Below are 25,875 nucleotides of genomic sequence, written 5' to 3'. Positions count from 1 at the left end.
ATCCCAGGGAGGATCCCCGATGCTGAATCTGGCTACCTTGCTTGAAGAGAGTGCGCGCACCTGGCCGGAACGGCCGGCGGTGATACAGGACGATATACCGCTCAGCTATCGGGCGCTGAACGACATGGCCAACCAGGTGGCGAATCTGTTGGTCGCGCGCGGCGTACGGCGCGGTGAACGGGTGGCGCTGGCCTGCCCGAACCGGCCGGAGTTTCCGGCTGTCTATTACGGCATTCTCAAAAGCGGCGCGGTGGTGGTGCCGCTCAATATTCTGCTTAAGAGCGCGGAGTTCGACTATTACCTGGCGGATTCGGCGGCGGTGGCGCTGTTTTGTTTCGAGGGCAGCAGCGGCCTGCCGCTGGGGGAGGAAGCGCTGCGGGCGGCGGCAAAGGCGGAGCAGTGCCGTGAGGTGTTTATCATCGGCGATCGGTTGCCGCTCGAGGGGGAACGTTTCAGCGCGGCGATAGCCGCACAGGCTACCGAATTCGCTTCGGCCGCGACGCTCGAAAGCGACACCGCGGTGGTGCTGTATACCAGCGGCACCACCGGCCGCGCCAAAGGGGCGGAGTTGACCCACGCCAATCTGGTGCTTAACGCCTTGGGATCGGTGCGGCTGTTCGACGGTTCGGATACGGCCCCCGATCGTCACCTGGTCACCTTGCCACTGTTTCATACTTTCGGCTCGACGGTGCAGATGAACGCCGGGTTCGCCGCCGCCGCCACTCTGGTGCTGGTCGAGCGCTTCGACGCCGCGCAGGCCATCGCGCTGATGCAACGGCACGGCATCACCTTTTTCGCCGGGGTGCCGACCATGTATTGGGCGCTGTTGAATGCGCTGGATGAACACACGGATATCGAAAGCTTGCGCAGCACGCTGCGTATGGCGGTGTCCGGCGGCGCCAGCCTGCCGGTGCAGATCCTGGAGGATTTTTCGCGCCGCTTCGGCGTCAACATTCTCGAAGGGTACGGGCTGTCTGAGACCAGCCCGGTCGCCACCTTTAACCATCCTCACCGCCTGACCAAGCCCGGCTCCATCGGCCAGCCGATCTGGGGCGTGGAGGTGCGCCTGCTCGACGCCACCGGGCAGCCGATCGACGCTGTCGATCAGGTAGGGGAGATCGCGGTGCGCGGCTACAACATCATGAAAGGCTATCTGAATCGCCCCGAGGCGACGGCGGAGGTGCTGGAAAACGGCTGGTTCCGCACCGGCGATCTGGCGCGCCGCGACGCCGACGGCTTCTATTTCATCGTCGATCGGGCCAAGGACATGATCATTCGCGGCGGGTTCAACGTCTACCCGCGCGAGATTGAAGAGGCGCTGATTCGCCACCCGGCGGTGTCGTTGGTGGCGGTGATCGGCGTCGAACATCCGTCGCTGGGCGAAGAGATCAAAGCGGTAGTGGTGTTGAAAGAGACGGAGGAGCCGATCGAGGAAGAAACGCTGATCGCCTGGAGCCGGGAACGGCTGGCGGCGTACAAGTATCCGCGCATCGTCGAGTTCGTCGAGCGTTTGCCGATGACCAGCACCGGTAAGGTGTTGAAGCGCTGTTTGCGCTGAGGAAAACCCGGCCTGCCGGGGCGGGCAGGCCGGGATACGGGCATCAACCTGGGTAGATGCCGCGCTCTTTACGTGCGGTCAGGATGCGCTCACAGGCCACGATATAAGCGGCGGTGCGCAGGCTGCACTCTTTCTCTGCGGCCTTGTTCCAGACGTGGACCATGGCGTCGGTCATGATCTTGTCCATACGCTCGTTGATCTCGGACTCGCTCCAGAAGTAGCTCGCCATGTCCTGCACCCACTCGAAGTAACTGACCGTTACGCCGCCGGCGTTACAGATAACGTCCGGAACCACGGTGATGTTACGGGAGCGCAGAATGTCGTCCGCCTCTGGGAAGGTCGGGCCGTTAGCGCCTTCCAGCACCAGTTTGGCGCTGAGGATCTCGGCACGCTCACGGGTGATTTGGCCTTCCAGCGCCGCCGGGATCAGGATGTCCATGTCGACCGACCAGAACGCTTCGCTTTCGATCTCGCTGGCGCCAGGGAAGCCGGCGATCTGCTTGTGCTTGGCCTGGTATTCGGTCAGCGCGGCCAGGTCGATGCCGTCGGCGTTAAACAGGGTGGCGGAGTGGTCCTGGATGGTGACGACGCGCGCGCCGACGCCAACGAACAGGCGAGCCGCTTCGCTGCCCACGTTACCGAAGCCTTGCACCGCCACTTTGGCGCCTTCGATCTGCACGCCCAGACGCTTGGCCACTTCACTGCCGGTGACGAACACGCCGCGGCCGGTCGCTTTCTCACGGCCCAGGGAGCCGCCGAGGTGGATTGGCTTGCCGGTGACCACGCCGGTGATGGTGGTGCCGTGGTTCATGGAGTAGGTGTCCATCATCCAGGCCATCACTTTGGCGTTGGTGCCGACGTCCGGCGCAGGGATGTCTTTCTGTGGCCCGATGATGAAGCCGATTTCGCTGGTGTAGCGGCGGGTCAGTCGCTCCAGTTCGCCTTCAGACAGTTTGAACGGGTCGACGCGGATGCCGCCCTTGGCGCCGCCGTACGGCAGGTTGACCGCGGCACACTTGATGGTCATCCAGGCGGACAGGGCCATCACTTCGTTCAGATCGACGTCAGGGTGGAAGCGGATACCGCCTTTGCCCGGCCCACGCGACAGGTTGTGCTGTACGCGGAAACCTTCGAAGTGACGGATGGTGCCATCGTCCATCTGCAGCGGGATATCGACAATCAAAGCGCGCTTAGGGTGACGCAGCGTATCAACCCAGCGTGACAGCTCGCCGAGGTAAGGGGCGACGCGATCGATTTGTTGCAGATATGTAGCCCAAGCGGTGGTGCTGCTGTCTGAAGCGTAGGATAGCTTTTCCATAACCAACCTTTATATATTAGAGGTATTTATTTCGTTTAACCGTGGATTAGCAAGCGCATAACACTTTGCGACGCTAAATTTACCACTAATTATGCCGGTTGTTAGCCCCCCGCTCATCGGGCCAGCGGGCGGTTTTTCGCCGCCTGCAGGGCGGTAAATGAATAGTTAATTACTTTTTGTCGGCAGTGAGCGAGCACATGCATAATTTATGCATGTAAAGCGCATAAAAACCCTTTTTATCTATTTTTCAGAAGCTTGAATGTGATCAAAAAGTTTCATTTTATTTAACAGCCATGTTGACAATGGCGTTTCCCCTCGGCAGCGTTAAAATCCTGTTAAAACGCCGTCTGCCGCCGTGTTTTACCTGGCCAAGAGGAGCATGATTCGAGGCTGTTTTAATGTGTTGCGGCAGAAGAGCGGGCTGAAAAGCGTGTTCACCTGAAACGAACGGGTGACCGATCCCCGGCAAGGGCAATAAAGGCGCTTGCGGCGCAGCCGTCGGTGAAGGAGCCGCCAACGCCATCCACTCGGCAAGCGGCGGCAACTGCGGTATGCTAAGCGGCTGAACCGCAAACCAAACCGGGCTATACGGAGACCCCCCCAGCGTGCCGAACTCTTCTTCTCAACTCGAACTTTTGCGCTCGGTCGCCGACGGCATCGCGGCGCTGTTTTTCCCGAATGCGGAAGTGGTGATCCACGATCTGGCCACCAACAAGATTGCCTATCTTGCCAACAACCTGTCGAAGCGCAAACCGGGCGATGACGCCGGGCTGGAGGACTTCGAGCTCGATGGCGGCGCCGGCGTGACCGGCCCCTATGAGAAGCTGAACTGGGACGGCAAAAAGATGCGTTCGGTGAGCATCGCCGCGCGCGACGAGCAGGGCAAGCCCAGCTATCTGCTGTGCATCAACCTGAGCACCGCGATGTTCGAGGACGCCCGCAACGCGCTGGACATGTTCCTGTCGGTCACGCGGCTGCAGCCACAGCCCCAACAGCTGTTCAAAGACGACTGGCAGGAGAAGATCAACACCTTCCTGCACGACTGGCTGCGGCGCGAAAACGCCGCGCTCGGCGCGCTGAGCCGCGAACAGAAACGGCGGCTGGTCAGCGATCTCTATCATCAGGGGGCGTTCAAGGCCAAAAGCGCCGCGGACTACATCGCCAACGTGCTGTCGATGGGGCGCGCCACGGTGTACAAGCACTTGCGAGAATTGAAGCAGGAGTAAAGGCGGCGGGAAAGGTGGAAAATGGGCGGCGCTGGCCGCCCATTTTGGTTACCAGCGGTAGTTGACTGAAGCGATGATGCTGCGGCCGCTGCCATAGAAACAGGCGTACTCGCCGCTGCAGGATGAAACGTATTTCTTGTCCGTCAGGTTCTGCACGTTGAGCTGGAGAGCCGCACCGCGCAGCGCCGACGAGGCCTGGCCAAGGTCATATTTCACCATGGCGTCGTACAGCGTGTAGTGCGGCACATCGTACTGGCCGATGGCGTCGGCCGGCGCATCGCCGATGTAACGCACGCCGCTGCCGACGGTCAGGCCGTTCAGCGCGCCGCTCAGGAAGCTGTAGCTGCCCCAGGCGGAAGCCGCGTGACGCGGGATGCCCGCCGGGCTGTGGCCGATTTCGTCCGCCGAGTTGGAGTCTTTGGTCACCACGTCGGTGTAGGTATAGGCGGCGGTCAGCTTGATCTCCGGCGTCGGCTGGGCATGTACTTCCGCCTCAATCCCTTTGGATTTCACCTCGCCGATCTGCTCGTAGGCGGAGGTGAGACGGTTGTAAGACGCCACATTACGCTGGGTAATGTCGAACCAGGAGAGGGTCAGCAGGGTGTTGCCGCCCGGGATCTGGTACTTCACGCCCACCTCGGTTTGTTTGCCGGTGGTCGGCTTGAGCGGATCGGCGCCCGGCGCGCTCGGATACAGGTTAGGATCGAACGAAGTGCTGTAGCTGACATACGGCGAAATGCCGTTGTCGAAGGCGTAAAGCAGGCCCGCACGGCCGGTGAACTGGGCGTCATTGTAGGTCTGCTCCTTACCGCCGCTGGTGCGATCGCGGGTGTTGACCTGCGACCAGTCCTGACGGCCGGACAGCAGCAGGTTCCAGTTATTCCACTCCAGCTGGTCCTGCAGATACACCCCGACCTGATTCAGCGTCTTCAAGTCGCTGGAAGCCAGCGCCAGCGTGCTGCCATCGATGCTGGGGCGAACCGGGTTTGCCCAGTCGATCGGGTAGTCGTTGCCGCGATCGCGATACATCTTCGAATCGATATGGCTGTAGCGGTAATCCAACCCGCCCAGCACCGTGTGCTTCACCTCGCCGGTGTCGAACAGCCCCTTCAGCTGGTTATCCACGCCAAACTCGTTGGTCATCTGCGTTTCATGCTGCGCCATGCGGGTGACGGTGTGGTCGTTGACCTTCGAGTTTACGTTATAAACCAGATATTTATAGTCTTCATCGCGGTGGGTGAAGCGCAGGTTCTGGGTAAACGACAGCGCATCGCTGAAGTTATGCTCGAGGCTGTAGCCGATCGACGCCTGCTCGCGCCGCGATCTGTTGAAGCTGGGTTCGCTGATGTTGAAGTCATAGGGCACATAGCCCGCGCTGGTCGAGAACAGCGTGCCGGCGCGCGGCAGGAAGTTGCGCGACCCGGCTTTCGGATCGTTCTGGTAGCTGGTCAGCAACGTAAAGCTGGTGTCTTCGTTCGGCAGCCAGGTGAAGGCCGGCGCGATGGCCACCCGTTGCTGCTTGCTGTCTTTGACGAACTCATGCTCGGTTCTGGCGATACCGTTCAGGCGATAAAACAGGGTGTTGTCGTCGTTGAGTTTGCCGCCGAAATCGAACGCCGTTTCCGCCAGATGGCGGTTGCCGGTGCTGAATTTGACTTCGTGAATGCTCTGGGCGGTAGGGCGCTTGCTGGTCATCACCACCACGCCGCCGGGGCTGACCTGGCCGTACAGCACGCCGGCCGGGCCGTGCACCATCTCCACGCGCTCCAGCAGCCAGGGATCGATCTGCCCGGCGCCGCCGTTTTGGCTCGAGAGGCCAAAGTGCAGGCCGTCGAGCAGCTTGGGCGCATAGCGGAAGCCGCGGCTGATCACTTCGTCATTGCGGTTGGAGTTACCGCGGTAGGTGGTGATCACTCCGCTGGTGTAATTCAGCGCGTCGGCGACCGACGCCGGTTCCTGGTCGTTCATTTGCTCGCGCGTGACCACCGAGATGGACTGCGGCGTTTTGCGCAGAGCGGCGGCGGTCTTGGTGCCGGCGGCGCTCTCTTTGGCGACGATCCCTTTGACCGGCGCGGTCACGCTGTTTTGCGCGTCGGCGGTCACCAAAATCGTCTCGTCCGCCGCGGCGGACGCGTGTGGCGCGAAGGGCAGTAAGGCCAGCGCCGAGCCCAGCAACAACCGCTTGGCGGCCGTCGCTTCCGCATTCGAATTGTCTATCCCTTTGTTTTTAATCTTCATTCTCTCTCCTGCATACCTGCGTTGTGTGTCATGCAACCCTGATAAACCCCGAAATATCGGCGAGCGGTCTTTACCCGTCGATACGGAAACGCCGTGTGCGCACGACGGTAAAAATCCGACAAATAGTATTGAAAACGATAATGAGTATCAATACGATTGTCAGGTTTTGTAAAAATCACTCATGTTATGTAAGGGGCGCTATGGAGTTTTTGCCGGAAAAGAGGCCAGACAACGGTCATGAGGGATTGGCGGCGCAGTGGCTGCGTGAAGAGGCGGCGGGGCAGCCCGAGTGGTGGCAGAAGGTGGCCTCTCACGGCACGCCCATCGTCGAGCCGCACGATGACCGCCACGTCAAAATGACCTGGCTATGGCGCGATCCTGCCGGCGATGAGCGGCGCTCGTCGATTCGCCGCGTTTATGCCGATATCAACGGCATAACCGATCACCACAGCACGTCCCCCAGCAGCCTGACCAGGCTGCCCGGCACCGACGTTTGGTACGGCGCGGCCGTTATCGATCGCCGCTGGCGCGGCAGCTACAGCCTGATCCCCGTCACAGACCGGGATCTTCCTCCCGTCTTCAGCGACGACGAAACGCTGCGCGATCGCCAGCAGCGCGCCTGGTGGATTTCGCTGTTTCCACTGGCGATCGCCGATCCGTTGAATCGCCTCTCGCTGGGGCCTTCGCATCGTCCGCGCCCGGTTTCCCTGGCCCAGGGGCCGGATGCCGACGACCAAAGCGCCTGGCAGGCCGCCGATCGGCCGCTGGACGAGGCGCGGCTACAGCGTTTTCAGTGGCACAGCGAACGGCTCGGCACGCAGCGGCGCGTCTGGCTGTATGCCAGCGGCGACGCGGCGGTGAAAGCGAATCGCCCGCTGGTGTTATTGCTCGACGGCCAAAACTGGATCGAAAGGCACGCGCTGCTGCCGGTGATCGAGAACGAAACCGCAACAGGGCGGCTGCCGCCCGCATGCTGGCTGCTGATCGATGCGATCGACGGCGAACACCGGGAAAACGAGCTGCCCTGCAACGCCGCCTTCTGGCAGGCAATCATCGATGAGCTGTTGCCGCAGGCGCAGAAGCGCGAAGCGTTCAGCGAGGAAGGGGCGCGCACCGTCGTCGCCGGCCAGAGCTACGGCGGGCTGGCGGCGTTATATGCCGGCCTGCATTGGCCGGCGCGCTTCGGCCACGTGCTGAGCCAGTCCGGCTCCTTCTGGTGGCCTACGGTGCAATTCGTTACCCAATTCGAAAAACGCCACGAACTGGAGGAAGGCTGGCTGATACGCCAGGTTCGGCAACGCGACGCGGCGGCGCCAGCGCTCAACGTGATCCAACAGGCCGGCGATCGGGAGGCGGATATCGAATTCGTCAATCGCCAGATGCACGAGGCGCTGACGGCGGCGGGGCACCGCGCCGACTACCGCGTGTTTTCCGGCGGACATGACGCGCTCTGCTGGCGCGGCGGCCTGGTGGACGGCGTACGCCAGCTGCTTTCCGGGATGGAATAACCCACACATTTTGACAGACAGGTAATGAAAATGACTCAGGAACAACAAAACCCGTTCGATGACGAAAGCCTCCGTTTCACCGTTTTGGTCAACGCGCAGCAGCAGTATTCGCTGTGGCCGCAGTTTGCCGACGCGCCGCAAGGGTGGCGCGTGCTGATGGGGCCGGCGTCGCGCGGCGAATGCATCGACTACATCGAAACGCACTGGCAGGACATGCGGCCGGCGGCCTTGAAAGCGGCGGATGCGGCGCGTTAAGCGCCAGACAGCCACATCGATACATTCCGTTTGAGGAAAAGGACAGACACCATGTCAGAAACGCTTTCTTTGCCGGATACTCAGGTCGAGTATCGGGATTATCCGCTGGTTGCGGCGCAACCGGGGATCTGGATCGCCGACCAAATCGCGCTGCGGCGCAACGGCTTCGCGGTGGCGCACTACACCGAACTGCACGGCGCTATCGACCGCTCGGCGCTGGAGCGCGCGATCCGTCAGGGGCTGGCCGAAGCGGATACGGTTCAGGCGCAGTTCTTTGAGGCGCAGGACGGCCAGCCGGTGCAGCGTTTGCCGCTGAACGCCGATCCTGCGCGCGTGCAGGCGCCGGAGTGGTTCGATTTTAGCGCGCGGCCGGACGCCGAACAGGCGGCGCTGGCGCTGATGAACGACGATCTGGCGCAGGATCTGCCGGCGGACGGCGAGCGGCCGCTCTATCGCCATACGGTGATCCGCGTCAGCGCCGATCGCTGGTTCTGGTATCAGCGCTTTCATCATTTGACCCTGGACGGCTTCAGCTTCGAAGCCATCACCCGTCGGATCGCCGATATTTATCGCGCGCTGCGCCACGGGCTGGCGCCGGCGGCCTCGCCGTTTACCCCGTTCGGCAAGGTGGTGGAAGAGTTTCAGCAATGGCAAACCTCGCCCGCACGTGAGCGGGCGGCCGAATTCTGGCGCCAGCATCTGCGCGATTTACCGGCGCCGCTGTCATTATCGACGGAGAGTCGGGAGGTTGAAGCAGGCGCCCGGCCGCTCAAACAGGCGCTGGTGCTGCCGGAATCGCTGTTTGACGAAGCGCTGCGCGATGGCGCGCTGCAGTCGCTGCAGCCGGCCGATATCGTCACGGCGGCGCTGGCGCTGTACCTGGCGCGCATGAGCGGCGAAACCCGCTTCTCAGTCGGTTTTCCTTTCATGCGCCGGATGGGATCGCAGGCGCTGGCGGCGGTCGGCCCGGTGGTCAACGTGCTGCCGCTGCTGCTGAACGTGACGCCGGAGATGTCGCTGGCGGATGTCTGCCTGGCCACCGTGGCGCAGATCAAGCAGGCGCGCCGCCATCAACGCTATGAGGCGGAGCAGATCAAGCGCGATCTCGGCCTGGTCGGCGGCCATCAGGAACTGTACGGGCCGGTGGTCAACGTCAAGGTCTACCACAGCGCCTTGTCGTTCGACGGTCAGGCGGCCACCACCCATACGCTGGCGATGGGGCCGGTCGACGACCTGGAGTTCGAGATCGGTTTTCGAAGCGGCGTATTGACGCTGTCTTTGGTCGCCAACCCGGCCAAATACTCGCCGCGCACCTTGCAGCACCACGCCGAGCGCATCGGCCATTGGCTGCAGCAGTTGGCGCGGCAGCCGCACCAGCCGAACGGTCAACTGGCGTTGATCGGCGAGGGGGAACTCAGACAACTCGCGGCCTGGGGGCGCGGCGCTGAGCTGACGCCGCCGGCGGGCATGGTTTCGATCATGAATGCGTTCCAGCGCCAGGTTGAGCGTCAGCCCGAGGCGTTGGCGGTGTCCTGCGGCGACGTGCGCCTCAGCTACCGGCAGCTCTCCGAACGGGTGATGCAGCTGGGGCGAGTGCTGATCGAAAGCGGCATCGGCGCCGAAGACGTGGTCGCCATCGGCATTCCGCGCTCGGTGGACACGCTGGTCGCGCTGTTCGGCGTGCTGGCCAGCGGCGCGGCCTATATGCCGCTCGATCTGGACTATCCGCGTGAGCGCCTGGCGCTGATGTGCGACGACGCGCGGCCGGTGATGTTGCTGACCCACAGTGACACGCGGGCCAACATGCCGGATCTGCCGCAGGTATTGTGCCTGGACGACGCCCCGAGCCTGGCGCGCTGCGCGGCCGCCGCGGCCACGCCGATAACGGACGACGAACGGCGTGTGCCGCTGAACGAGGCGCATCTCGCCTACATGATTTACACCTCCGGTTCGACCGGCAAACCCAAGGGCGTGATGTCCACGCACCGCGGGCTGCTGAACCTGTTCCTGTCGCACCAGGCTTCTCTGTTCGGCCCGGCGATCGAAAAATTCGAGGCCCGCCATGCGCGCCGCTTACGCGCCGGCCATACCGCCTCGTTCTCTTTCGATTCCTCCTGGGAACCGCTGTTCTGCATGATGATGGGAAGCGAACTGGTTATCTTCGATGAGGAGCTACGCCGCGACCCCTGGGCGCTGTTGGAACAGACCCAGCAGACGCCGATCGATCTGCTGGACATCACGCCGTCGTTCTTCTCGCAACTGGTGGACTGCGGCCTGCTGAAAGGGCAGTTCCCGCTGCCGTCGTTCGTGATGATCGGCGGCGAGGCGGCGACGCCGACGCTGTGGAACCTGATGCAGCAGCATCCGGAGGTGGAGATCCACAACTATTACGGCCCGTCCGAATACACCGTCGATACCCTCGGCGCGCCGGTCACGGCCGCAGACCAGCCGGTGATCGGCCGTCCCCTCGCCAATACCTCAGTCTGGCTGCTCGACAGCCGCCTGCAGCCGGTGCCGATCGGCGCGGCGGGCGAGCTGTACATTTCCGGCAAGGGTATCGCGCGCGGTTACCTGCGCCGCCCGGATCTGACGGCGGCGCGCTTTGTCGCCAACCCGTTCGCCGAAGGCGAGGTGATGTACCGCAGCGGCGACCTGATGCGCTGGAGCGCGGAGGGCCAGCTGGTATTCATTGGCCGGACCGATCACCAAATCAAGGTGCGCGGCTTCCGCGTCGAGCTGGGTGAGGTGGAAAGCGCCTTGGCCGCCTTGCCGGACGTGGGGCGGGCGGTGGTGATCGCCGAACCGATCGGCGCCACCTATCGCCTGATTGGCTACTGCTCGGTGCAGGATGACGCGCGTCGCGCCTCGCCGGCGCTGCAAAACGAGCTGCTGGGGCAGCTGGCGCAGCGTCTGCCGGATTATATGGTGCCGGCGATCCTGGTGGTAATGCCGGAGCTGCCGCTGAACGTCAACGGCAAGATTGACCGCCAGGCGCTGCCCAAACCGCAGGAAACGCTGGCGCAAAGCATTCGCGAACCGGCCACCGAGCAGGAGAGGCTGATTTGCCGCGCGATGGCCCAACTGTTGGGAATGGAGCGCGTCGGCGCAGACGACGATTTCTTCGCGCTCGGCGGCGACAGCATCTCGGCGATGGGGCTGGGCACCGCCCTGCGGCGCAAAGGCTATCTGCTGCGGCCGCGCGAGATCTTCGCGCTGCACACCCCCGCGCGCATGGCGCAGGCGATGCAGCCGCTGGCCGTTGGCTCTCAGACCGCACGCAGCGTGCGGCAAGGCCCGATCGACGGGCTGCCGATCCTGCACTGGTTCGCCGAGACGGGCGATATGCATCGCCGCTTCGCGCACGGCGTTTTCCTGCGCGTGCCCGCCGAACTGCAACCGGAACAGCTGCGTTATGCGTTGGCACAGCTGCGCGCGGCGCACCCGGCGCTGAGCGCCAGGATCCGCGACGGCCAGTTGGTGGTCGAGGAAGCCACTACCGCTGAGTTCATGCAGGTTCAGGCCGTATCCGGCGAACTGGAGCTAGCGGCGGAACAGGCGTTTGATGCCGCACTCGAGCAGCTCGATCCGGCGGCCGGCGCCATGATGCAGGCGATCCTGTTGCAGCGTGACGGGCAGAGCCTGGGGCTGGTGCTGGCGATCCACCACCTGGTGGTTGACGGCGTTTCCTGGCGCATTCTGCTCGACGAGCTGCGGCAAGTGGCCGACAGCGCCATGCAGGGGCAGCCGATCACGCTGCCGCCGGAGGAAACCTCGCTCTATGAATGGTCCGCGCGTTTACGGGCCGACGTCGAACGCCGCGAAGCCGAGCTGCCGTTCTGGCGGCAGATGCTGGCGGACGGCGTGCCGCGTTTGGGGCGGCGCGCGCTGGAACCGCAGACCGATCGCATCGCCTCGATGAGCGAACGGCGCACGCTGCTCGACAGCCGGCTGACCGCCGCGCTGCTCGGCACATTGCCGCAGGGGTATCGCGCCCAGGTTGAAGAGATCATGCTGTGCGCGCTGGCTCAGGCCTGCCGCCGCCGTTTCCAGGCCGCTTCGCTGCGTTTCTCTCTGGAGTCGCACGGCCGCGCCGAACTGGACGACGGCCTCGATCTGGCCCGCACCGTCGGCTGGCTGACGGCGGAGTACCCGCTGCGCATCGAACTGCATGACGCCGAGCATAATGAGGCGGTGCGCGCGGTGAAACGGGCGACGCGCGCGGTGGCCGATCGCGGCGTCGGCTATGGCCAGCTGCGTTATCTGCATCCGCAGCGTGACGATCTGGCGGCGCTGGCGCAGCGCAACGCCCCGGAGATTTTATTCAACTACCTTGGGCGTTTCAGCCAGGATGAGGCGCACTGGACGCCGCAGCGCAGCCAGACCCGCTTCCGCGACGCCTTCGCCGTGGCGCAGGATGCGCAGCAGGCGCTGTCTTACGGGCTGGAGGTGAATATCTTTGTCGAGGAGCGGCGCGACGGCGCCTGCCTGGCGATTAACTGGAGCTGGCTGGAGGCAATGTTCAGCGAGAGCGACATTGCGCAGCTGCACGGCGGCATCGAGCACGCCGTGCGTTCACTGTGCGAGTTTGCCGAACGGCATCCCGAACGCGCGGCGGCGACGTTGGTGGCGGCCGAAATCGCCCAGCCGGGCGTCGATGATGAAGCGGTGCGCGCCTGGGAGCGGGAGTGCGGGCCGTTAGCCGCGGCGCTGCCGCTGTTGCCGCTGCAACACGGCCTGCTGTTCCATGCGCAGACAGCGCAGCAGGGCGGCAGCTACAACTCGCTGACGCGCCTGAGCCTCTGCGGCGAACTGGACGCGCATCAACTTCAGCAGGCGCTGAATGCGGTGATCCGCCGCCATCCGCAGCTGGCCGCCCGATTCAACCGCGAGGGCGAGCCGCTGCAGCTGATCCCGCAGGAAAGCCATTGGCCGCTGGACAGCCACGCGCTGCCGTCGCTGGCCGAAGAACAAGAGGCGCAGGCACTGCACCGGCTGGAGCAGCAGGAACTGCAGCGCGATCTGTTCAACCAGCCGGGCGCGATGCTGCATGCATTGCTGGTCAAACACGGGGATAGCGAACGCTACACGCTGTTCCTTAACGCGCATCACCTGATCGTCGACGGCTGGTCGACGCCGGTGGTGCTCAACGATCTGATGCTGGCTCTGCGTGAAGGCGAGCAGGCGTTGCCGCCGCTGCGTTCGAACTATGCCGATATCGTGCGCCGCCTGACCGCGCGGGATGCCGAAGCTTCGCGCCGCCTCTGGCGCCAGACGCTGCAGGACGTGCGGCCGACGTTGCTGTTCGGTGAAGCGCAGGACGATCGCGTGCACGAGCTGGAGATGACGCTGCCGCCGGCCGAGGAAAGGCGCTTGCTGACCCTGTGTCGCGAACGCGGGTTGACGCTCAATACCGTGATGCAGGGCATTTGGGCATTGCAGTTGGCCAGCTGTTGCGGCCAGCAGGACGTGGTGTTCGGCTCGCCGGTTTCCGGCCGCTTTGGCCAGATAGAAGGGGTCGAGGAACACGTTGGCCTGTTCAGCAACACGCTGCCGGTGCGGGTGCGTCTGCAGCACGATCGTTCGCTGACGGAACAGCTGACCGAGCTGCAGCACCGGCAGATTGAACTGCTGGAGCACGACGATTTGGGGTTGGGGGAAATTCAGCACCTGGCCGGGGCGGGCACGCTGTTCGATACGCTGTTGGTGGTGGAGAACTACCCGGACAACGACGCTCTGCTGGGCGGCGCAGGGTCGCTGCGCTGCGACGCCATCCGCAACAAAGGCTATACCCACTATCCGCTGACGCTGCTGGTGCTGCCGGGCGAGCGTCTGCGCCTGCTGATGGAGTACCGCGCCTCGGTGCCGCAGCCTGAGCGCTTCGCCGCGCGGCTGATGGCGCTGTTGCAGCAGTGGATCGCCCAGCCGGATTTGCCGCTGCCGCGCTGGCAGTTGCAAACGCCGCAGGAGCAGGCGCTGATCGCGGCGGTCAACCGCACCGGGCAGGCGGTGGCGGACACCACCTTGCATCAGGCGATCGCCGATCAAGCGCGGCGCACGCCGGATCGCATCGCGCTGCAGGATGCCGGGCACAGCCTCAGCTACCGTGACATGCAGCGCCAGGCCGCGCTGCTGGCCGAGCGGCTGACGGCGGCCGGCATTCAGCCGGGGGATATCGTGGCGGTGGCGTTGCCGCGCTCCGTGCGCCTCAGCCTGGCGCTGACGGCGATTGTGCAGACCGGCGCCGCCTGGCTGCCGCTGGACACCGGCTACCCGGACGAGCGGCTGGCCTACATGGTGGAGGATGCCAAGCCGCGGGTGATTATCACCGAGAGCGCGTTGGATGCCCGCTTTGCCGCGCTGGCGCCGACGCTGCTGTTCGATGCGCTGGACGACAGCGGGCGTGAACCGCCTGCGCGCCTGCCGGCGGGGAACGGCGATTATCCCGCCTACGTGCTGTATACCTCCGGCTCTACCGGGCGGCCGAAAGGCGTGGTGGTGAACCACCGGGCGATCGTCAACCGCCTGTTCTGGATGCAGCACGAGTATGCGCTCGATGCGCAGGACGTGGTATTGCAGAAAACGCCGTGCAGCTTCGACGTTTCCGTCTGGGAATTCTTCTGGCCGCTGATGGTCGGCGCGCGCCTGGTGATGGCGCCGCCGGAGGCGCACCGCGATCCGCAGGCGCTGACGACGTTGATCGACGACTATGGCGTGACCACGCTGCATTTCGTTCCGTCCATGTTGGCTATCTGGGTGGAGGCGCTGAACGAGCGGGCGCCACAGCGCGCCGCCGCCAGCCTGAAACGCGTGTTCTGCAGCGGTGAGGCGCTGTCGTGTGAACTGGCTTCCCGCTATCAGGCGTTGGTTACCGCGCCGCTGCACAACCTGTATGGCCCGACGGAGGCGGCGGTCGATGTCACCTACCAACCGGCGTCCGGCGCGGCATTGGCGGCGGTGAGCGGCGCCGGCGTGCCGATCGGCAAACCGGTCTGGAACACCCAGTTGAGCATTCTCGACGCGATGCTGCGGCCGGTGCCCGTCGGCTGCGCCGGCGATCTTTACCTGCGCGGCATTCAGCTGGCCGATGGCTATCTGCATCGGCCGGGGCTGACGGCGCAGCGGTTTGTCGCCGATCCCGCCGGCAACGGCGCACGCATGTATCGCACCGGCGATATCGCCCGCTGGCTGGAAGACGGCAGCGTCGAGTATTTAGGGCGCAGCGACGATCAGCTGAAGATCCGCGGCCAGCGCATCGAGCTGGGGGAAATCGAGCAGGCGCTGCTGGCGCAGCCGGGGGTAGCGCAAGCGGCGGTGCACGCCATCGAGCTGGGCGAGGGCGCGACGGGGCTTGGCGGCGCCGATATGCGCCAACTGGTCGCCTGGCTGATCGCCCAACCGGGCGTGACGTTGGATACCGCCGTGCTGCATCAGGCGCTGGAGCAGCGTTTGCCGGCGCACATGATGCCGGTCAGCTATGTCATGACCGACAGCTTCCCACTCAGCGCCAGCGGCAAGCTGGATCGCAAGGCGTTGCCACGGCCGCAGTTGAGCCACCAAAGTGGCCGCATGCCACAGAGCGACAGCGAACGTCTGCTGGCGGCGCTGTTCGGGGAACTGTTGGGGCGCGAGACGGTGTATGCCGACGACGACTTCTTCGCGCTGGGCGGCCATTCGCTGCTGGCGATGCGTCTGGCGGCGGAGCTGCGTCGCCGCGTGCCTCGGCCATTGAGCGTCGGGCAGATCATGTTCGCCCGCAGCCTGGAGAAGATGGCGCACCTGCTCGATGACGCGCAGGCGGCCAACTCGGCCGAGAGCCGCGGCGTCGGCGAATGCCTGCAGCTGCGGGCCGGCCAAGGCCCGGCGCTGTTCTGCCTGCATCCGGCTTCCGGTTTCGCCTGGCAGTACTCGGGGCTGAGCCGTTATCTGCCGGGCAGCTACCCCATCATCGGCCTGCAGTCGCCAAGACCGGACGGCGCCATCGCCACCTGCGAGGATATCGAGCAGATGGTCGATCGTCATCTCGCCAATCTGCGCCGCCTGCAGCCGCAGGGGCCTTACTACCTGCTGGGCTATTCGCTCGGCGGCACGCTGGCGCACTCGATGGCCGCGCGCCTGCAGCAGCAGGGCGAAGAGGTGGCGTTCCTCGGCATGCTGGATACCTATCCGCCGGAAGGCCAGGATTGGACCGGCCCCAGCGAGGAGGACGCGCAGAAAGAGGTGGCGCAGGAGCAGGCCGAGTTTATGGCGGAAGATCATGGCGATCCGGAGCTGATGGCGGAGAAGGCGGCAATGTTCGACAGCATCGTCGCCAACTACCGCGACGCGGTGCGCATTCTGTCCCAGGCGCGCAGCCGGCGTTTCCACGGCACGGCGACGCTGTTTGTCGCCGACCAGACGCTGCCGCCGGAGATGGATATCGACGCCGTGTGGGCACCGTATCTGGATGGGCTGATCTGCCATCACCAGCGCTGCGAACACGCGGACATTCTGTCGCCGGCTTCGCTGGAGACGCTCGGGCCGCTGTTGCATTCGTTGCTGACGCGGCAATACGGGTTGGTATAACGCAACCGGGCCGGGGGGCGTGCGTCCCGGCCCGTACTAAAACATGATATGCAGGACACTATGGCCAGACCTTCTTTTTTTCTTGATTTCAGTTTGCTGAGAAGCAATGCGCATTTCCGCGCGATTTTCTGCGCCCGCATGCTGTCGGTGTTTTCCCTCGGCATGTTGGCGGTGGGGGTGCCGATTCAGATCCAGGCGATGACCGGCTCCACGTTGCAGGTGGGCGTGGCGGTGGCGCTGGACGGGGTGGGCATGTTTATCGGCCTGATGCTGGGCGGCGTGCTCGCCGATCGCTACGATCGCCGTAAGCTGATCCTGTTTGCGCGCGGCACCTGCGGGCTGGGCTTTGTCGCCCTGAGTCTGAACGCCTTCGCCCCGGCGCCTTCGCTGTGGGCGCTCTACCTGCTGGCGGCCTGGGACGGCTTCTTCGGGGCGCTGGGCATGACGGCGCTGATGGCGGTGATCCCGCTGCTGGTCGGGCGCGAAAACCTGGCGGCGGCGGGGGCCTTGAGCATGGTGACGGTGCGCATCGGCGCGATCCTGGCGCCGGCGCTGGGCGGGATCATCATCGTGTTCGGCGGCGTGGGGCTGGCGTTCGCCGTGGCCGCCGCCGGGACGCTGGGCACCCTTGTCCCACTGGTACGCCTGCCGACGCTGTTACCGCAGCAGCAGGAGCCGGAACACCCGCTGCGCGCGCTCGCCAGCGGCTTCCAGTTTGTCTGGCGCAATAAGGTGGTGGGGTCGGTGGTGCTGCTGGGGATGCTGATGAGCATCGTCGGCGCCGTCCGGGTGCTGTTCCCGGCGCTGGCGCAGGACGCTTACCACGTCGGCGCGTCCTCAATTGGCCTGATGTATTCCGCAGTGCCGCTCGGCGCGATGCTGGGCGCGCTGACCAGCGGCTGGGTGGGGCGTTTCTCTCGGCCCGGCGTGCTGATCCTGGTCGCCGCCATCGTCGCGTTTACCGCTATCGCTTCGCTGGGGCTGTTCAGCCACCTGGCGCCGGCGCTGCTGGCGCTGGTGTGCTACGGCTACGCCAACGCCATCGCTTCACTCCTGCAGTTCATGCTGATCCAGAGCAATACGCCGGATCATCTGCTGGGGCGGGTGAACAGCCTCGGCACCGCGCAGGACGTAACCGGCGATTCGATCGGCGCGCTGGGGCTCGGCGTACTGGGCAGGGTGTTTACCCCGTTGATGAGCGTGCTGTCGTTTGGCGCATTCGCCGCTGTGCTCGGCGTGCTGGTGGCCTTCAGCGTGCGCACGCTGCGCCAGTGCCGGCCGGCGGACGCGTTGGTCGAGCACGATGAACCCGCGCCGGCAACCTCGGCGGCAGCGGACAACTAACCCCTCACGGCACCGGCTGTTCCGGCCGGTGCCGCTCCCCCCAGTCGCACATCATGTCGATCACCGGGATCAGCGAACGTCCGCGTTCGGACAGGCTGTACTCCACCTTGGGCGGGATCTGCGGATACTCCTTTCTCACCACCAACCGATCTTTTTCCAGCTCTTTCAGCGTCGAACTCAGCGTTTTGTAGGAAATGGTGCCGATGCAGCGCTGCAGCTCGTTGAACCGCAATACCGGCTTATACAACGCCAGCCAGTAGAGAATAATCATTTTATATTTGCCGTTAATCACCGACAGCGTATAGCCATAGCCGGTGTCTTGAAGGCTGATGCCCGTTGGGCTGCAGTGGGATTCGGCGGTCATTGAGTGCTTTCTCCAGGGTAAGTATGTGTCGTGAGTATGCGTATTTTACATTGTTCCAGCATAACCTATGATGCGCCGGTAGACACTTGACTGGAGAAATCGATATGAAAACCCTGGTGGTGGTGACCCATCCCGATATGGCGAACTCGGTGGTCAATAAACGCTGGCTGGAGGAACTGCGGCGCTATCCGGAGCGATATACCGTGCACGAACTGCATCAGGCCTACCCGGACTGGCAGATCGACGTCGCCCAAGAGCAGCGGCTGATCGAAGCCCATGACAACATCGTGCTGCAATTCCCGATTTTCTGGTTCAGCAGCCCGCCGCTGCTGAAAAAATGGCTGGACGATGTGCTGACCTACGGCTGGGCCTACGGTTCTCGCAGCGGCTACAAGATGCAAAACAAGAAGCTGGCGTTGGCGGTCACGGCTGGGGTGCGCGCAGAGGATTATGCGCGCGACGGGCGCTATCGCTACTCGCTGGAGGAAATCTTCCGGCCGTTTGAAGTCACCGCCGGTTACGTGCGGGCCGACTATGCCTCGTTCTTCGCCTTTTACGGCAGGGAGGCCGCTTCGGACGGCACGGTGGAACCGCTGCAATCCCACGAATTGGATCGCAGCGCACAGGGCTACCAGGCATTTCTCGCCGCCCTGAATTAACGGCACGCCCCGGATGCGCCAGGGCGTGCGCGTCCGGCTACTTGCCGGCGGTGATTGTCAGCATCTATCGTGCGTGCTGTGTGAACGAGCGTGCAGGATGAAAACAGAGTGGGGGAATTACATGAACAGGAAGCGGTCGGCCAGCGGAACCCCACGTTCGAGACGCGGTGGCAGCGCGTCGTCGCGATCGTCAGGCTGAGCAGCCTGCGGCGCGGCGTCTTCGGCTTTTTCGATCATCAGCTCGCCGAGCAGGGCCAGAAAACGAGTGATCTTTTGCATATTCCCTCCGGGGCAATGATTAACCTGAAGATGATAGTAATCGCCGCCTAACCGAATGGGAAAAACTTAAAACTCATATCCTAAGAACCGGATCGCATATCGCCTGACCGGGCGACGGTGGCCCATCGCCCGGTGAACCGCTTAGAAGGTGACGTTAACCTTGGCCCACAGGGTGCGGCCCGGTTCATTCACCGCGCTGTTGGCCGAGTACCCGAAGGCGCTGTTGCCCGCCAGGTTAAGGTGCTCGCTGTAGGTCTTGTTCAGGATGTTATCCAGACCGGCGCTCAGCTTGACGTTTTTATTCACCTTGTAGGCGGCGTTGGCGGAAAGCACGCCGAAGCCGGCGCTTTCGGCAAAGTCTTTGCCCACCACGTTGCCTTCGTTGATCGCCACGCGGTGTTGGCTGCTGACCAGACGCCACAGGCCGGTGCCGCTCCAGTCACCGTACTCATAGGTGAGCCCCAGGCGCGCCTCCAGCGGCGGGATCTGCGGCAGCGGGCGGCCGTCGCTGGTGTTTTTGCCCCAGGAGTAGGCCAGGCTGGCGTCGGTTTTCCAGTGCTCGCTCAGCTGATAACCCATGCCCATTTCGCCGCCCATGATGTTGGCGTTGACGTTATCGGCCTGGCTGAGGCGCGCGTTGTGCGGATCGTATTTGAACAGGATGAAATCATCGACGCGGCCTACATAAGCGGAGACCCAGCCGTTGAAGCGTTTGCCGTTGTACTGCGCGCCGATGTCGAGCTGCGTGGTTTTCTCGCTCTTGACGCTGGAGAACGGATCCTTGCTGCCGTTCGGGCCAAGCTTCGGCGAGAACAACTCCCAGTAATCCGGGAAGCGCTCGGTATAACCGACGCCGGCATACAGCATCAGCGGCAGGTCGGCCAGCGTATGCTCCAGGCGCATAAAGCCGCTCGGCAAGGTGTCCGAACGTTCCCCAGCGCTGCCGCTGCGGAAATTCTCCACCAGGGTGCGGTCGAGGCGCGCGCCGCCGATCAGTTTATCCTGTTCGCTGGTGGACCAGGTCAGTTCACTGAAGGCGCCGTAGCTGTTGAACTGGGCGTCTTTTTCCCAACTGCCGCGGTTCATGCTGCGGTGGGTGTTGGTTTGGGTGTCCAGGCCGCTTTCAAGCTTCACGTCCTGCCACTGCCAGGTGCCCATCACGCGGCCGCCGACGGTGCGGCGATCGAGCTGCATCGTCATGCCGGAGGACATCATGTGCCCGCCGTGGCCGCCCATCCCCATGCTCATGCCGCCATGCCCCCCGTGCCCAGCCATGCCACCGCTGCCCGGCGAGCGCAGGGTGACGTTGTCCATCACGTGGTTGGCGTAGTTGTAGTAGACCTGCGCTTCCAGCTTATCCAGCACGTCGCCGATGTTGGATTTCTCCACCCGCATGCCCAAGCTTTCGCGTTTGAACTGCGAACCGTCCATGCTGCGGCCGGCATAGCGCGCTTCGCCGTTGCCGCGGCCCATAGTTACTTCCAGCAGCGTGTCGGCGTCCGGCGTCCAGCCGAGCGCCAGATCGCCGTTCCACTTGTCCCAACGCGATGGCACGCGCGTATTCGTGCCGTCCTGATAGTCGTTGGAACGGGATTTGTTGGCCATCACCCGCAGGTAGCCTTGTTCGGCGCCGAGGCTGGCGTCGATGTTCTCGTCCCAGCGGCCGTTGGAGCCGGTCAGCACGCTGGCGTTGCCCTTGATGCCCGGCTTGTCGAAGCGCGGGCGTTCACGCTCGAAGCGCACCGTGCCCGCCGACGATCCCGGCCCCCACAGCACCGTCTGCGGCCCCTTGGTAATGGTCAACAGATCGAAGCTTTCCGGCGAGATGTAAGAGGTCGGTGCATCCATCCGCGCTGGGCAGGCGCCCAGCATTTCCGAACCGTCGGTGAGGATCTTCAACCGAGAGCCGAACATGCCGCGGAACACCGGGTCGCCGTTGGTGCCGCCGTTGCGGATCTGCGAAAAGCCGGGGATGGTTTTCAGGTAGTCCGAACCGTCGCTGGCCGGCACCGGCTGGCGTGGGGTTTTCGGCGAGGTGACGATGGTCAGCGGGGAGTAGAGCGGCGCGGTGACGGTAATCACGTCGCCATCATTAACCTGTGCGCCGGCAGGGTGTTGATGCGCCTGCGCCGCGTGGCCGGCCAGCAGAAACAGCGGCATGGCGGTGGTAATGGCGCGGGTGACGGCGTTCTTTTTATAAGTCGGTTTAAACATCATCTTTCCTTAAGCTAACTTTTTCCGTGCTTGGCCGAGGGATTATTCAGGCGTGGGGCGGCCTGGCGAAAATCACCATCGGAAAATACGGGGGTTAATTCCATCAACCTGGAAATAACCGGATTAATAATGTCGTCTCGATGATTAACCGTTGGGCGAATTAATTCCGCCGGGTTGAAACGATCAACGGCAATACAGAGAACGGCAATGGGCTTATTGTTAAATCAGAGGAAAGAGATGGGGGGCGCGCGCGGCTGTAATTCGGTGTGAACAACGTGGGCAAACAGAGGGACGAGATAGTGGATCGGCGGCGGGCGCGAAGCCAGCGACTGGGACCAGAACAGCGGGCCGTGGCTCACGTCCAGCAGCGGCGCGTGCAGCAACAGCACGCAGTAGCCGCAGGCGCTGTCGTCCATCATCATCGCCATGTTGTGGTGGCCGCCGCCGTGCTGCATCAGCGGCTGTGAGGCTTTCTCAGGCTCAGGCGGCGGCGAGTGCATCCCGTGATGCATCGGCATATCCATGCCGCAATCCGCCATGACGGTCGCTCCAGCACTTCCGGCGCGCACATGCTCCAGGGATCGCGAGACCACCGGCGCAATGAACAACATCAGAATGGCAAACACCCCTAACCAGGCGGCGGCCCGATTTCGCGATGTAGAGGGCTGAATTAACGACACAATCAACCTAAAAAAAGGGTTAACACAGGGTAGGGAATTGTACTGGTTTATGTCGAAATGTTAAAACCTTTTATTTCTGGCCAACGATCTGTTGATGAAAATGAGATCAAAACAGTGATTCAAATTTAAGCGAAATTATATGCAAAGCGGCCAAGGGATACGCAGCCAGTTATAAATTCCAAAGATGCTACGGTGGCGCTGGCGGCGGAAGCCTTTGGCGTGGAGAGCGGGCAGATCGCCAAGACGCTGTCGTTTCGCGTGAACGACGGCGTAGTGCTGTTGGTGATGGCGTGAACCGCCAGAATCGATAACAAGAAGTACAAACAATTCTTCGGGGTAAAGGCGCGCATGCTGCCGGCGGAGGAGGTGGAGGCGCTGACCGGCTATCCACCGGGCGGCGTTTGCCCCTTTGCCGCACCGGCAACGGTAAGAATTTACTGCGATCGCAGCCTGTGCAGCTACGGTGAAGTGCTTCCGGCAGGTGGCAGCGATAACTCAGGCGTGAGAATTGCGCCACAACGCCTGGCCAGCATCACCGGAGCAGAGTGGATTGATGTGACAGGGTAACTTTAAGTGACCACGTCACAATTGCGTTATGTTAAATAGCGTGCGTCAACTCGTGATTAACATGCTGTTTTAGCTGGAAAAATTACTAGCTCATCGGGTTATGGCACACCGCTTCGATATTGTGGCCATCCGGGCCGATCACAAATGCCGCATAGTAGTGGGCATGGTAATTGGGCCGTAAACCGGGCGCGCCATTGTCTATACCGCCGGCATTTAGCGCGGCGTGGTAGAACGCATCGACCTGTTCACGGCTGCTTGCGGCAAATGCCAGGTGCAGATGCGCCGGTTTTTCATCGGTTTGAAACAGGCACAATGACACGTTACCCCGATCGTGACAAAGTTCGACGCCATAGCCGGGTTCGCCTTCGGCAACGATCTTTACGCCCAGCGGCGCGAGTGCATTGAGGAAAAACGCTTTACTAAGGGCAAAGTCGCTGACGCCAAATTTCACATGGTCAAACATGGGGAGGCTCCTGGAATGTGTCCCCATTCAGTATAGCCAACGCCGTGGTGGGCGCCGAAAACGATGAAAACGGACACCAATGCGCATTTAGCGTACAAATAGTGCCCGTTGAAATGACGCGTTTTGGAGAAATCTGCAGTATCGTATAGCAGCCACGTTTTGCCAGATTTTACGTAGCGCGATCAAAAAAGCAGGGGATTTTTACTCCTTATCGGCGGAGATGCGCCATTGAAATCATGTCCGGTCATCATTATTGGAGCGGAAAATGACAGAGCGCATCATCACGGTCGAGCCTTATGATCCGCGTTATAAAGATGCAGCGCTGAAACTACGCGAGATATTGGCTGGCGTATTAACGGCAATTCATCATATCGGCAGTACAGCAGTGCCAAACCAACGATTGATATCTTGCTGAAGATTGAAAGCCTGGCGGCGTTGGATGGTATGAATGACAAGATGCATGACATGAGATCTACGCCGCGTGGCGAGAACGGCATTACCGGCAGGCGTTACTACAAGGGAAACATCAATCATATGTATCATGCGCAGGCATTTACTGCAGGAAGAGAACAGGCGAGCAGACAGTTGGCGTTCAGACATTCTCTGCGCAAGCATCATGGTGTTGCTGAGCAACACAAACACCAGGCAGCAGAAGACCGCCGGCATAACCCGGCGGCTTATGGCCGGTTGAAAAACGAATTAGTTCAACGGCATGAGCAGCCGGCGCTGGCATGATTGGCCGCAGGAGAAAGCCCATAAATCAGGCCTGGACGGCAGAATCCACATATCATTACCTTGGTGCGCATAATGTATATTATGTTAAATCTAATTACTGGATACGCACCGGGCCATCCCTGAGCATCTTCTCTCCTCACCTGCAGCTTTATCCCTCTGACATCTGTCTTCTGCCTGGCTTGTTGTCATTCCATTAGATCGGCTTTTAAATCTGGCTCAATCATCAGTCGGCGTGCCTTGATGAAACCGCATCTGCCAACCCGCCTTGGCTGTCAGAAGCCAAATCGACGAACGCTCTGTGCAACGCACGGCGTGGCTCTGCGCGTCACGCTGAAAACTTTTATACGTCAGCAATACGGCGCTATCACTGATTTGCGCCAGCTTAAAACCTTCGGCGAAAATCTGCGGATAATCCGTTTCCATCTCCAGCGCCGCAACGGTCTGGCGTTTGTCATAACGTAGGCCTGAGCGGCCAATCTCTTCAAAGTCTTCATGCAGCAATGCCGCGACACGCTTCGGATCGCAGCGCGTTGTTGGCTGGTGCAGTTCAACCTCAAGCGCCTGGATGTGGCTAAGCCACTCTGCAAAATGGGTCAAAATGCCCTCCTTTTTGATCGCGCTACGTGAAATCTGGCAAACTTCGGCAGTCTATCTACACCAGAATGACACTCGTGAAACCTGACTATTCCCAGGATTCCTTCTCTCATCAAGCCTCAATAGTGACATCGTCACATAACAAGGAAGCCTTACGCCTGTTTCCCAGCCAAATGCGACCGCCGAACCCGCAATTCCCCGTGCCGCCAAGCGCCGTCTGCCGTGGCGCGATTGTCGATCAGGCGATTCAAGGCCTCTTCGACCAGCCGGTCGATTCGTTGGCTGTAGCTGGTCAGCGCCCAGTTGGCTGAGCCGGCCTCGTCGATATCGTCGAAACCTACCACGGCCATCGCAGACGACGGCGCCGTTTGCCTGAGCGCTTCGAGCGCCCCCAGCGCCAACACGTCGTTCTCGCAGAACAGCGCCTCAACCCGCTCGCTTTCCGGCGTTGCCTGCAGGTATTCGCTCATCAGCTGGAAACCGCGTTGGCGATCGTAATGGCCGGCGGTGAGCACCCGATCCAACTGAAAGCCGGCGGCCATCAGTTTGTCGCGGTAACCTTCCATGCGCAGCAAATGGCTGCTTTGCGTGTCCGGCCCCTTCATGTAACCAAAGCGCCGATGGCCTTGCTCTATCAGCAGCGCGGCGATCTCTTCGCCGGCGCGGTAGCCGTCGATATTGACCACATCAATGTGTTCGCTTTCCGTATTGCGGCATACCTGTACCAGCGGTATCTGATGCAGATCTTGCGCGATCGCTGCCCACTCCTTGGTTAACACCGTCGCCAGGAACAAAATGCCGTCGACCTGCAGCTGATCGGCCATCGCCATCACCGCCCGGTAGTTTTCCCCGGCGGTGATGTTCAGCAGCAGCGCCATATAACCGCGGGTTTGCAGCTGTTTGGTCACCATATCGAGCATCATCATTGAATGCGGGTTCTTCATCTCGTCGATGGCCACGCCAATGATGTGCGTGCGTTTTTGCGACAGGCTGCGCGCCAGCAGATTTGGCCGATAGCCCAGCTCAGCCGCCGCCGCCAGCACGCTTTCACGCGCGCTGTCCGAGATCGAGGCGCCGGGCGTAAAGGCACGCGATACCGTCCATTTAGAGACGCCGGCCTTTTCGGCGACGTCGCTGGCGGTGGCTTTGTGGTGTTTCATCATGGTTGCGTCGATCCCTGCTTTGGTGAAGTCAAACTATACCCCGCTCGCTCAGATCCCCTAAGCGCCCGCCGGCATTTCTGCTGCAATTATGTCCTGTTTTTGCACCCGATTGCAAATCGTTATGCAACCGGGTGCAAAACGTAAACAG

General features: G+C 62.4%; 16 protein-coding genes and 2 pseudogenes. 9 read left to right on the top strand and 9 right to left on the bottom strand.

Annotated features, from left to right (window positions below; all coding sequences use genetic code 11):
- Window positions 1–19: 19 nt before the first annotated feature.
- Window positions 20–1,558, top strand: a complete 1,539-nt coding sequence (locus tag REA38_RS07610; protein WP_308885541.1) for a long-chain fatty acid--CoA ligase — start codon at window positions 20–22, stop codon at window positions 1,556–1,558.
- A gap of 43 nt (window positions 1,559–1,601) precedes the next feature.
- Here the strand turns inward: REA38_RS07610 and REA38_RS07605 are convergent, their stop codons facing one another.
- Window positions 1,602–2,876, bottom strand: a complete 1,275-nt coding sequence (locus REA38_RS07605) for a Glu/Leu/Phe/Val dehydrogenase (protein WP_033653137.1) — start codon at window positions 2,874–2,876, stop codon at window positions 1,602–1,604.
- A 605-nt stretch (window positions 2,877–3,481) separates the two neighbouring features.
- Between REA38_RS07605 and REA38_RS07600 the strand changes: the two genes are divergently transcribed.
- Window positions 3,482–4,102: a transcriptional regulator gene (locus REA38_RS07600; RefSeq protein WP_033648347.1), complete on the top strand. Its 621-nt coding sequence runs from the start codon at window positions 3,482–3,484 to the stop codon at window positions 4,100–4,102.
- A 48-nt stretch (window positions 4,103–4,150) separates the two neighbouring features.
- On the opposite strand, the gene REA38_RS07595 is transcribed toward REA38_RS07600, so the two are convergent.
- Window positions 4,151–6,340, bottom strand: coding sequence for a TonB-dependent siderophore receptor (locus REA38_RS07595; RefSeq protein WP_060418687.1), 2,190 nt, complete (start codon window positions 6,338–6,340; stop codon window positions 4,151–4,153).
- Between the two features lie 200 nt (window positions 6,341–6,540).
- Between REA38_RS07595 and fes the strand changes: the two genes are divergently transcribed.
- The 4 genes from fes to entS are packed head-to-tail and all read left to right on the top strand — an operon-like array spanning window position 6,541 to window position 18,009.
- Window positions 6,541–7,848 (top strand): enterochelin esterase, encoded by a 1,308-nt coding sequence (gene fes, locus REA38_RS07590; protein WP_308885540.1) that lies wholly within the window; start codon window positions 6,541–6,543, stop codon window positions 7,846–7,848.
- A gap of 30 nt (window positions 7,849–7,878) precedes the next feature.
- Window positions 7,879–8,103 carry an MbtH family protein gene (locus tag REA38_RS07585; protein ID WP_033638494.1) on the top strand — a complete coding sequence of 75 codons (225 nt, stop codon included), beginning with the start codon at window positions 7,879–7,881 and terminating at the stop codon, window positions 8,101–8,103.
- Between the two features lie 51 nt (window positions 8,104–8,154).
- On the top strand, window positions 8,155–16,665 hold the full coding sequence (locus REA38_RS07580) for a non-ribosomal peptide synthetase (RefSeq protein WP_308885539.1): 8,511 nt from the start codon (window positions 8,155–8,157) through the stop codon (window positions 16,663–16,665).
- Window positions 16,666–16,725: 60 nt separating this feature from the next.
- Entirely contained in the window at window positions 16,726–18,009 is a 1,284-nt protein-coding gene (entS, locus tag REA38_RS07575; RefSeq protein WP_033648343.1) for an enterobactin transporter EntS, read from the top strand.
- A 4-nt stretch (window positions 18,010–18,013) separates the two neighbouring features.
- Here the strand turns inward: entS and REA38_RS07570 are convergent, their stop codons facing one another.
- The gene (locus REA38_RS07570) at window positions 18,014–18,373 is read right to left on the bottom strand and encodes a helix-turn-helix domain-containing protein (protein WP_308885538.1); all 360 of its coding nucleotides are present in this window, start codon (window positions 18,371–18,373) and stop codon (window positions 18,014–18,016) included.
- A 104-nt stretch (window positions 18,374–18,477) separates the two neighbouring features.
- On the opposite strand from REA38_RS07570, the gene REA38_RS07565 reads away from it, so the two are divergent.
- Complete coding sequence (locus tag REA38_RS07565; protein WP_033634565.1) at window positions 18,478–19,032, top strand: NAD(P)H-dependent oxidoreductase; 555 nt, start codon at window positions 18,478–18,480, stop codon at window positions 19,030–19,032.
- A gap of 117 nt (window positions 19,033–19,149) precedes the next feature.
- Here the strand turns inward: REA38_RS07565 and REA38_RS07560 are convergent, their stop codons facing one another.
- The 3 genes from REA38_RS07560 to REA38_RS07550 form a co-directional block, all read right to left on the bottom strand.
- The gene (locus REA38_RS07560; RefSeq protein WP_016927696.1) at window positions 19,150–19,311 is read right to left on the bottom strand and encodes a hypothetical protein; all 162 of its coding nucleotides are present in this window, start codon (window positions 19,309–19,311) and stop codon (window positions 19,150–19,152) included.
- Between the two features lie 141 nt (window positions 19,312–19,452).
- Entirely contained in the window at window positions 19,453–21,525 is a 2,073-nt protein-coding gene (locus REA38_RS07555) for a TonB-dependent copper receptor (RefSeq protein WP_039566089.1), read from the bottom strand.
- A gap of 224 nt (window positions 21,526–21,749) precedes the next feature.
- Window positions 21,750–22,136, bottom strand: a complete 387-nt coding sequence (locus REA38_RS07550) for a DUF2946 domain-containing protein (protein ID WP_230122172.1) — start codon at window positions 22,134–22,136, stop codon at window positions 21,750–21,752.
- A gap of 240 nt (window positions 22,137–22,376) precedes the next feature.
- On the opposite strand from REA38_RS07550, the pseudogene REA38_RS07545 reads away from it, so the two are divergent.
- A pseudogene (locus REA38_RS07545) lies at window positions 22,377–22,772 on the top strand (YbaK/EbsC family protein).
- 85 nt (window positions 22,773–22,857) lie between these two features.
- On the opposite strand, the gene REA38_RS07540 reads toward REA38_RS07545, so the two are convergent.
- Window positions 22,858–23,235, bottom strand: a complete 378-nt coding sequence (locus REA38_RS07540) for a VOC family protein (protein ID WP_103772397.1) — start codon at window positions 23,233–23,235, stop codon at window positions 22,858–22,860.
- Between the two features lie 265 nt (window positions 23,236–23,500).
- Between REA38_RS07540 and REA38_RS07535 the strand changes: the two are divergent.
- A pseudogene (locus tag REA38_RS07535) lies at window positions 23,501–23,970 on the top strand (GrpB family protein).
- 216 nt (window positions 23,971–24,186) lie between these two features.
- On the opposite strand, the gene REA38_RS07530 reads toward REA38_RS07535, so the two are convergent.
- Complete coding sequence (locus REA38_RS07530) at window positions 24,187–24,567, bottom strand: nuclear transport factor 2 family protein (protein WP_308885536.1); 381 nt, start codon at window positions 24,565–24,567, stop codon at window positions 24,187–24,189.
- A gap of 149 nt (window positions 24,568–24,716) precedes the next feature.
- Complete coding sequence (locus tag REA38_RS07525) at window positions 24,717–25,727, bottom strand: LacI family DNA-binding transcriptional regulator (protein WP_308885534.1); 1,011 nt, start codon at window positions 25,725–25,727, stop codon at window positions 24,717–24,719.
- Window positions 25,728–25,875: the final 148 nt, after the last annotated feature.

The sequence above is a fragment of the Serratia sp. MF1(2023) genome (genome assembly GCF_030954545.1).
GTDB classification, from domain to species: Bacteria; Pseudomonadota; Gammaproteobacteria; order Enterobacterales; family Enterobacteriaceae; genus Serratia; species Serratia sarumanii.
Note: the sequence above shows the minus strand (reverse complement) of the source record. Positions and strands in the feature narration are given on the sequence as shown.

Bases quoted from the DNA above. Each gene is read 5' to 3' on its own strand.
- REA38_RS07525 (WP_308885534.1), bottom strand. From the start codon at position 25,727: ATGATGAAACACCACAAAGCCACCGCCAGCGACGTCGCCGAAAAGGCC.
- fes (WP_308885540.1), top strand. From the start codon at position 6,541: ATGGAGTTTTTGCCGGAAAAGAGGCCAGACAACGGTCATGAGGGATTG.
- REA38_RS07550 (WP_230122172.1), bottom strand. From the start codon at position 22,136: ATGTTGTTCATTGCGCCGGTGGTCTCGCGATCCCTGGAGCATGTGCGC.
- REA38_RS07540 (WP_103772397.1), bottom strand. From the start codon at position 23,235: ATGTTTGACCATGTGAAATTTGGCGTCAGCGACTTTGCCCTTAGTAAA.
- REA38_RS07580 (WP_308885539.1), top strand. From the start codon at position 8,155: ATGTCAGAAACGCTTTCTTTGCCGGATACTCAGGTCGAGTATCGGGAT.
- REA38_RS07560 (WP_016927696.1), bottom strand. From the start codon at position 19,311: ATGCAAAAGATCACTCGTTTTCTGGCCCTGCTCGGCGAGCTGATGATC.
- REA38_RS07555 (WP_039566089.1), bottom strand. From the start codon at position 21,525: ATGTTTAAACCGACTTATAAAAAGAACGCCGTCACCCGCGCCATTACC.
- REA38_RS07585 (WP_033638494.1), top strand. From the start codon at position 7,879: ATGACTCAGGAACAACAAAACCCGTTCGATGACGAAAGCCTCCGTTTC.
- entS (WP_033648343.1), top strand. From the start codon at position 16,726: ATGGCCAGACCTTCTTTTTTTCTTGATTTCAGTTTGCTGAGAAGCAAT.
- REA38_RS07570 (WP_308885538.1), bottom strand. From the start codon at position 18,373: ATGACCGCCGAATCCCACTGCAGCCCAACGGGCATCAGCCTTCAAGAC.
- REA38_RS07595 (WP_060418687.1), bottom strand. From the start codon at position 6,340: ATGAAGATTAAAAACAAAGGGATAGACAATTCGAATGCGGAAGCGACG.
- REA38_RS07605 (WP_033653137.1), bottom strand. From the start codon at position 2,876: ATGGAAAAGCTATCCTACGCTTCAGACAGCAGCACCACCGCTTGGGCT.
- REA38_RS07565 (WP_033634565.1), top strand. From the start codon at position 18,478: ATGAAAACCCTGGTGGTGGTGACCCATCCCGATATGGCGAACTCGGTG.
- REA38_RS07610 (WP_308885541.1), top strand. From the start codon at position 20: ATGCTGAATCTGGCTACCTTGCTTGAAGAGAGTGCGCGCACCTGGCCG.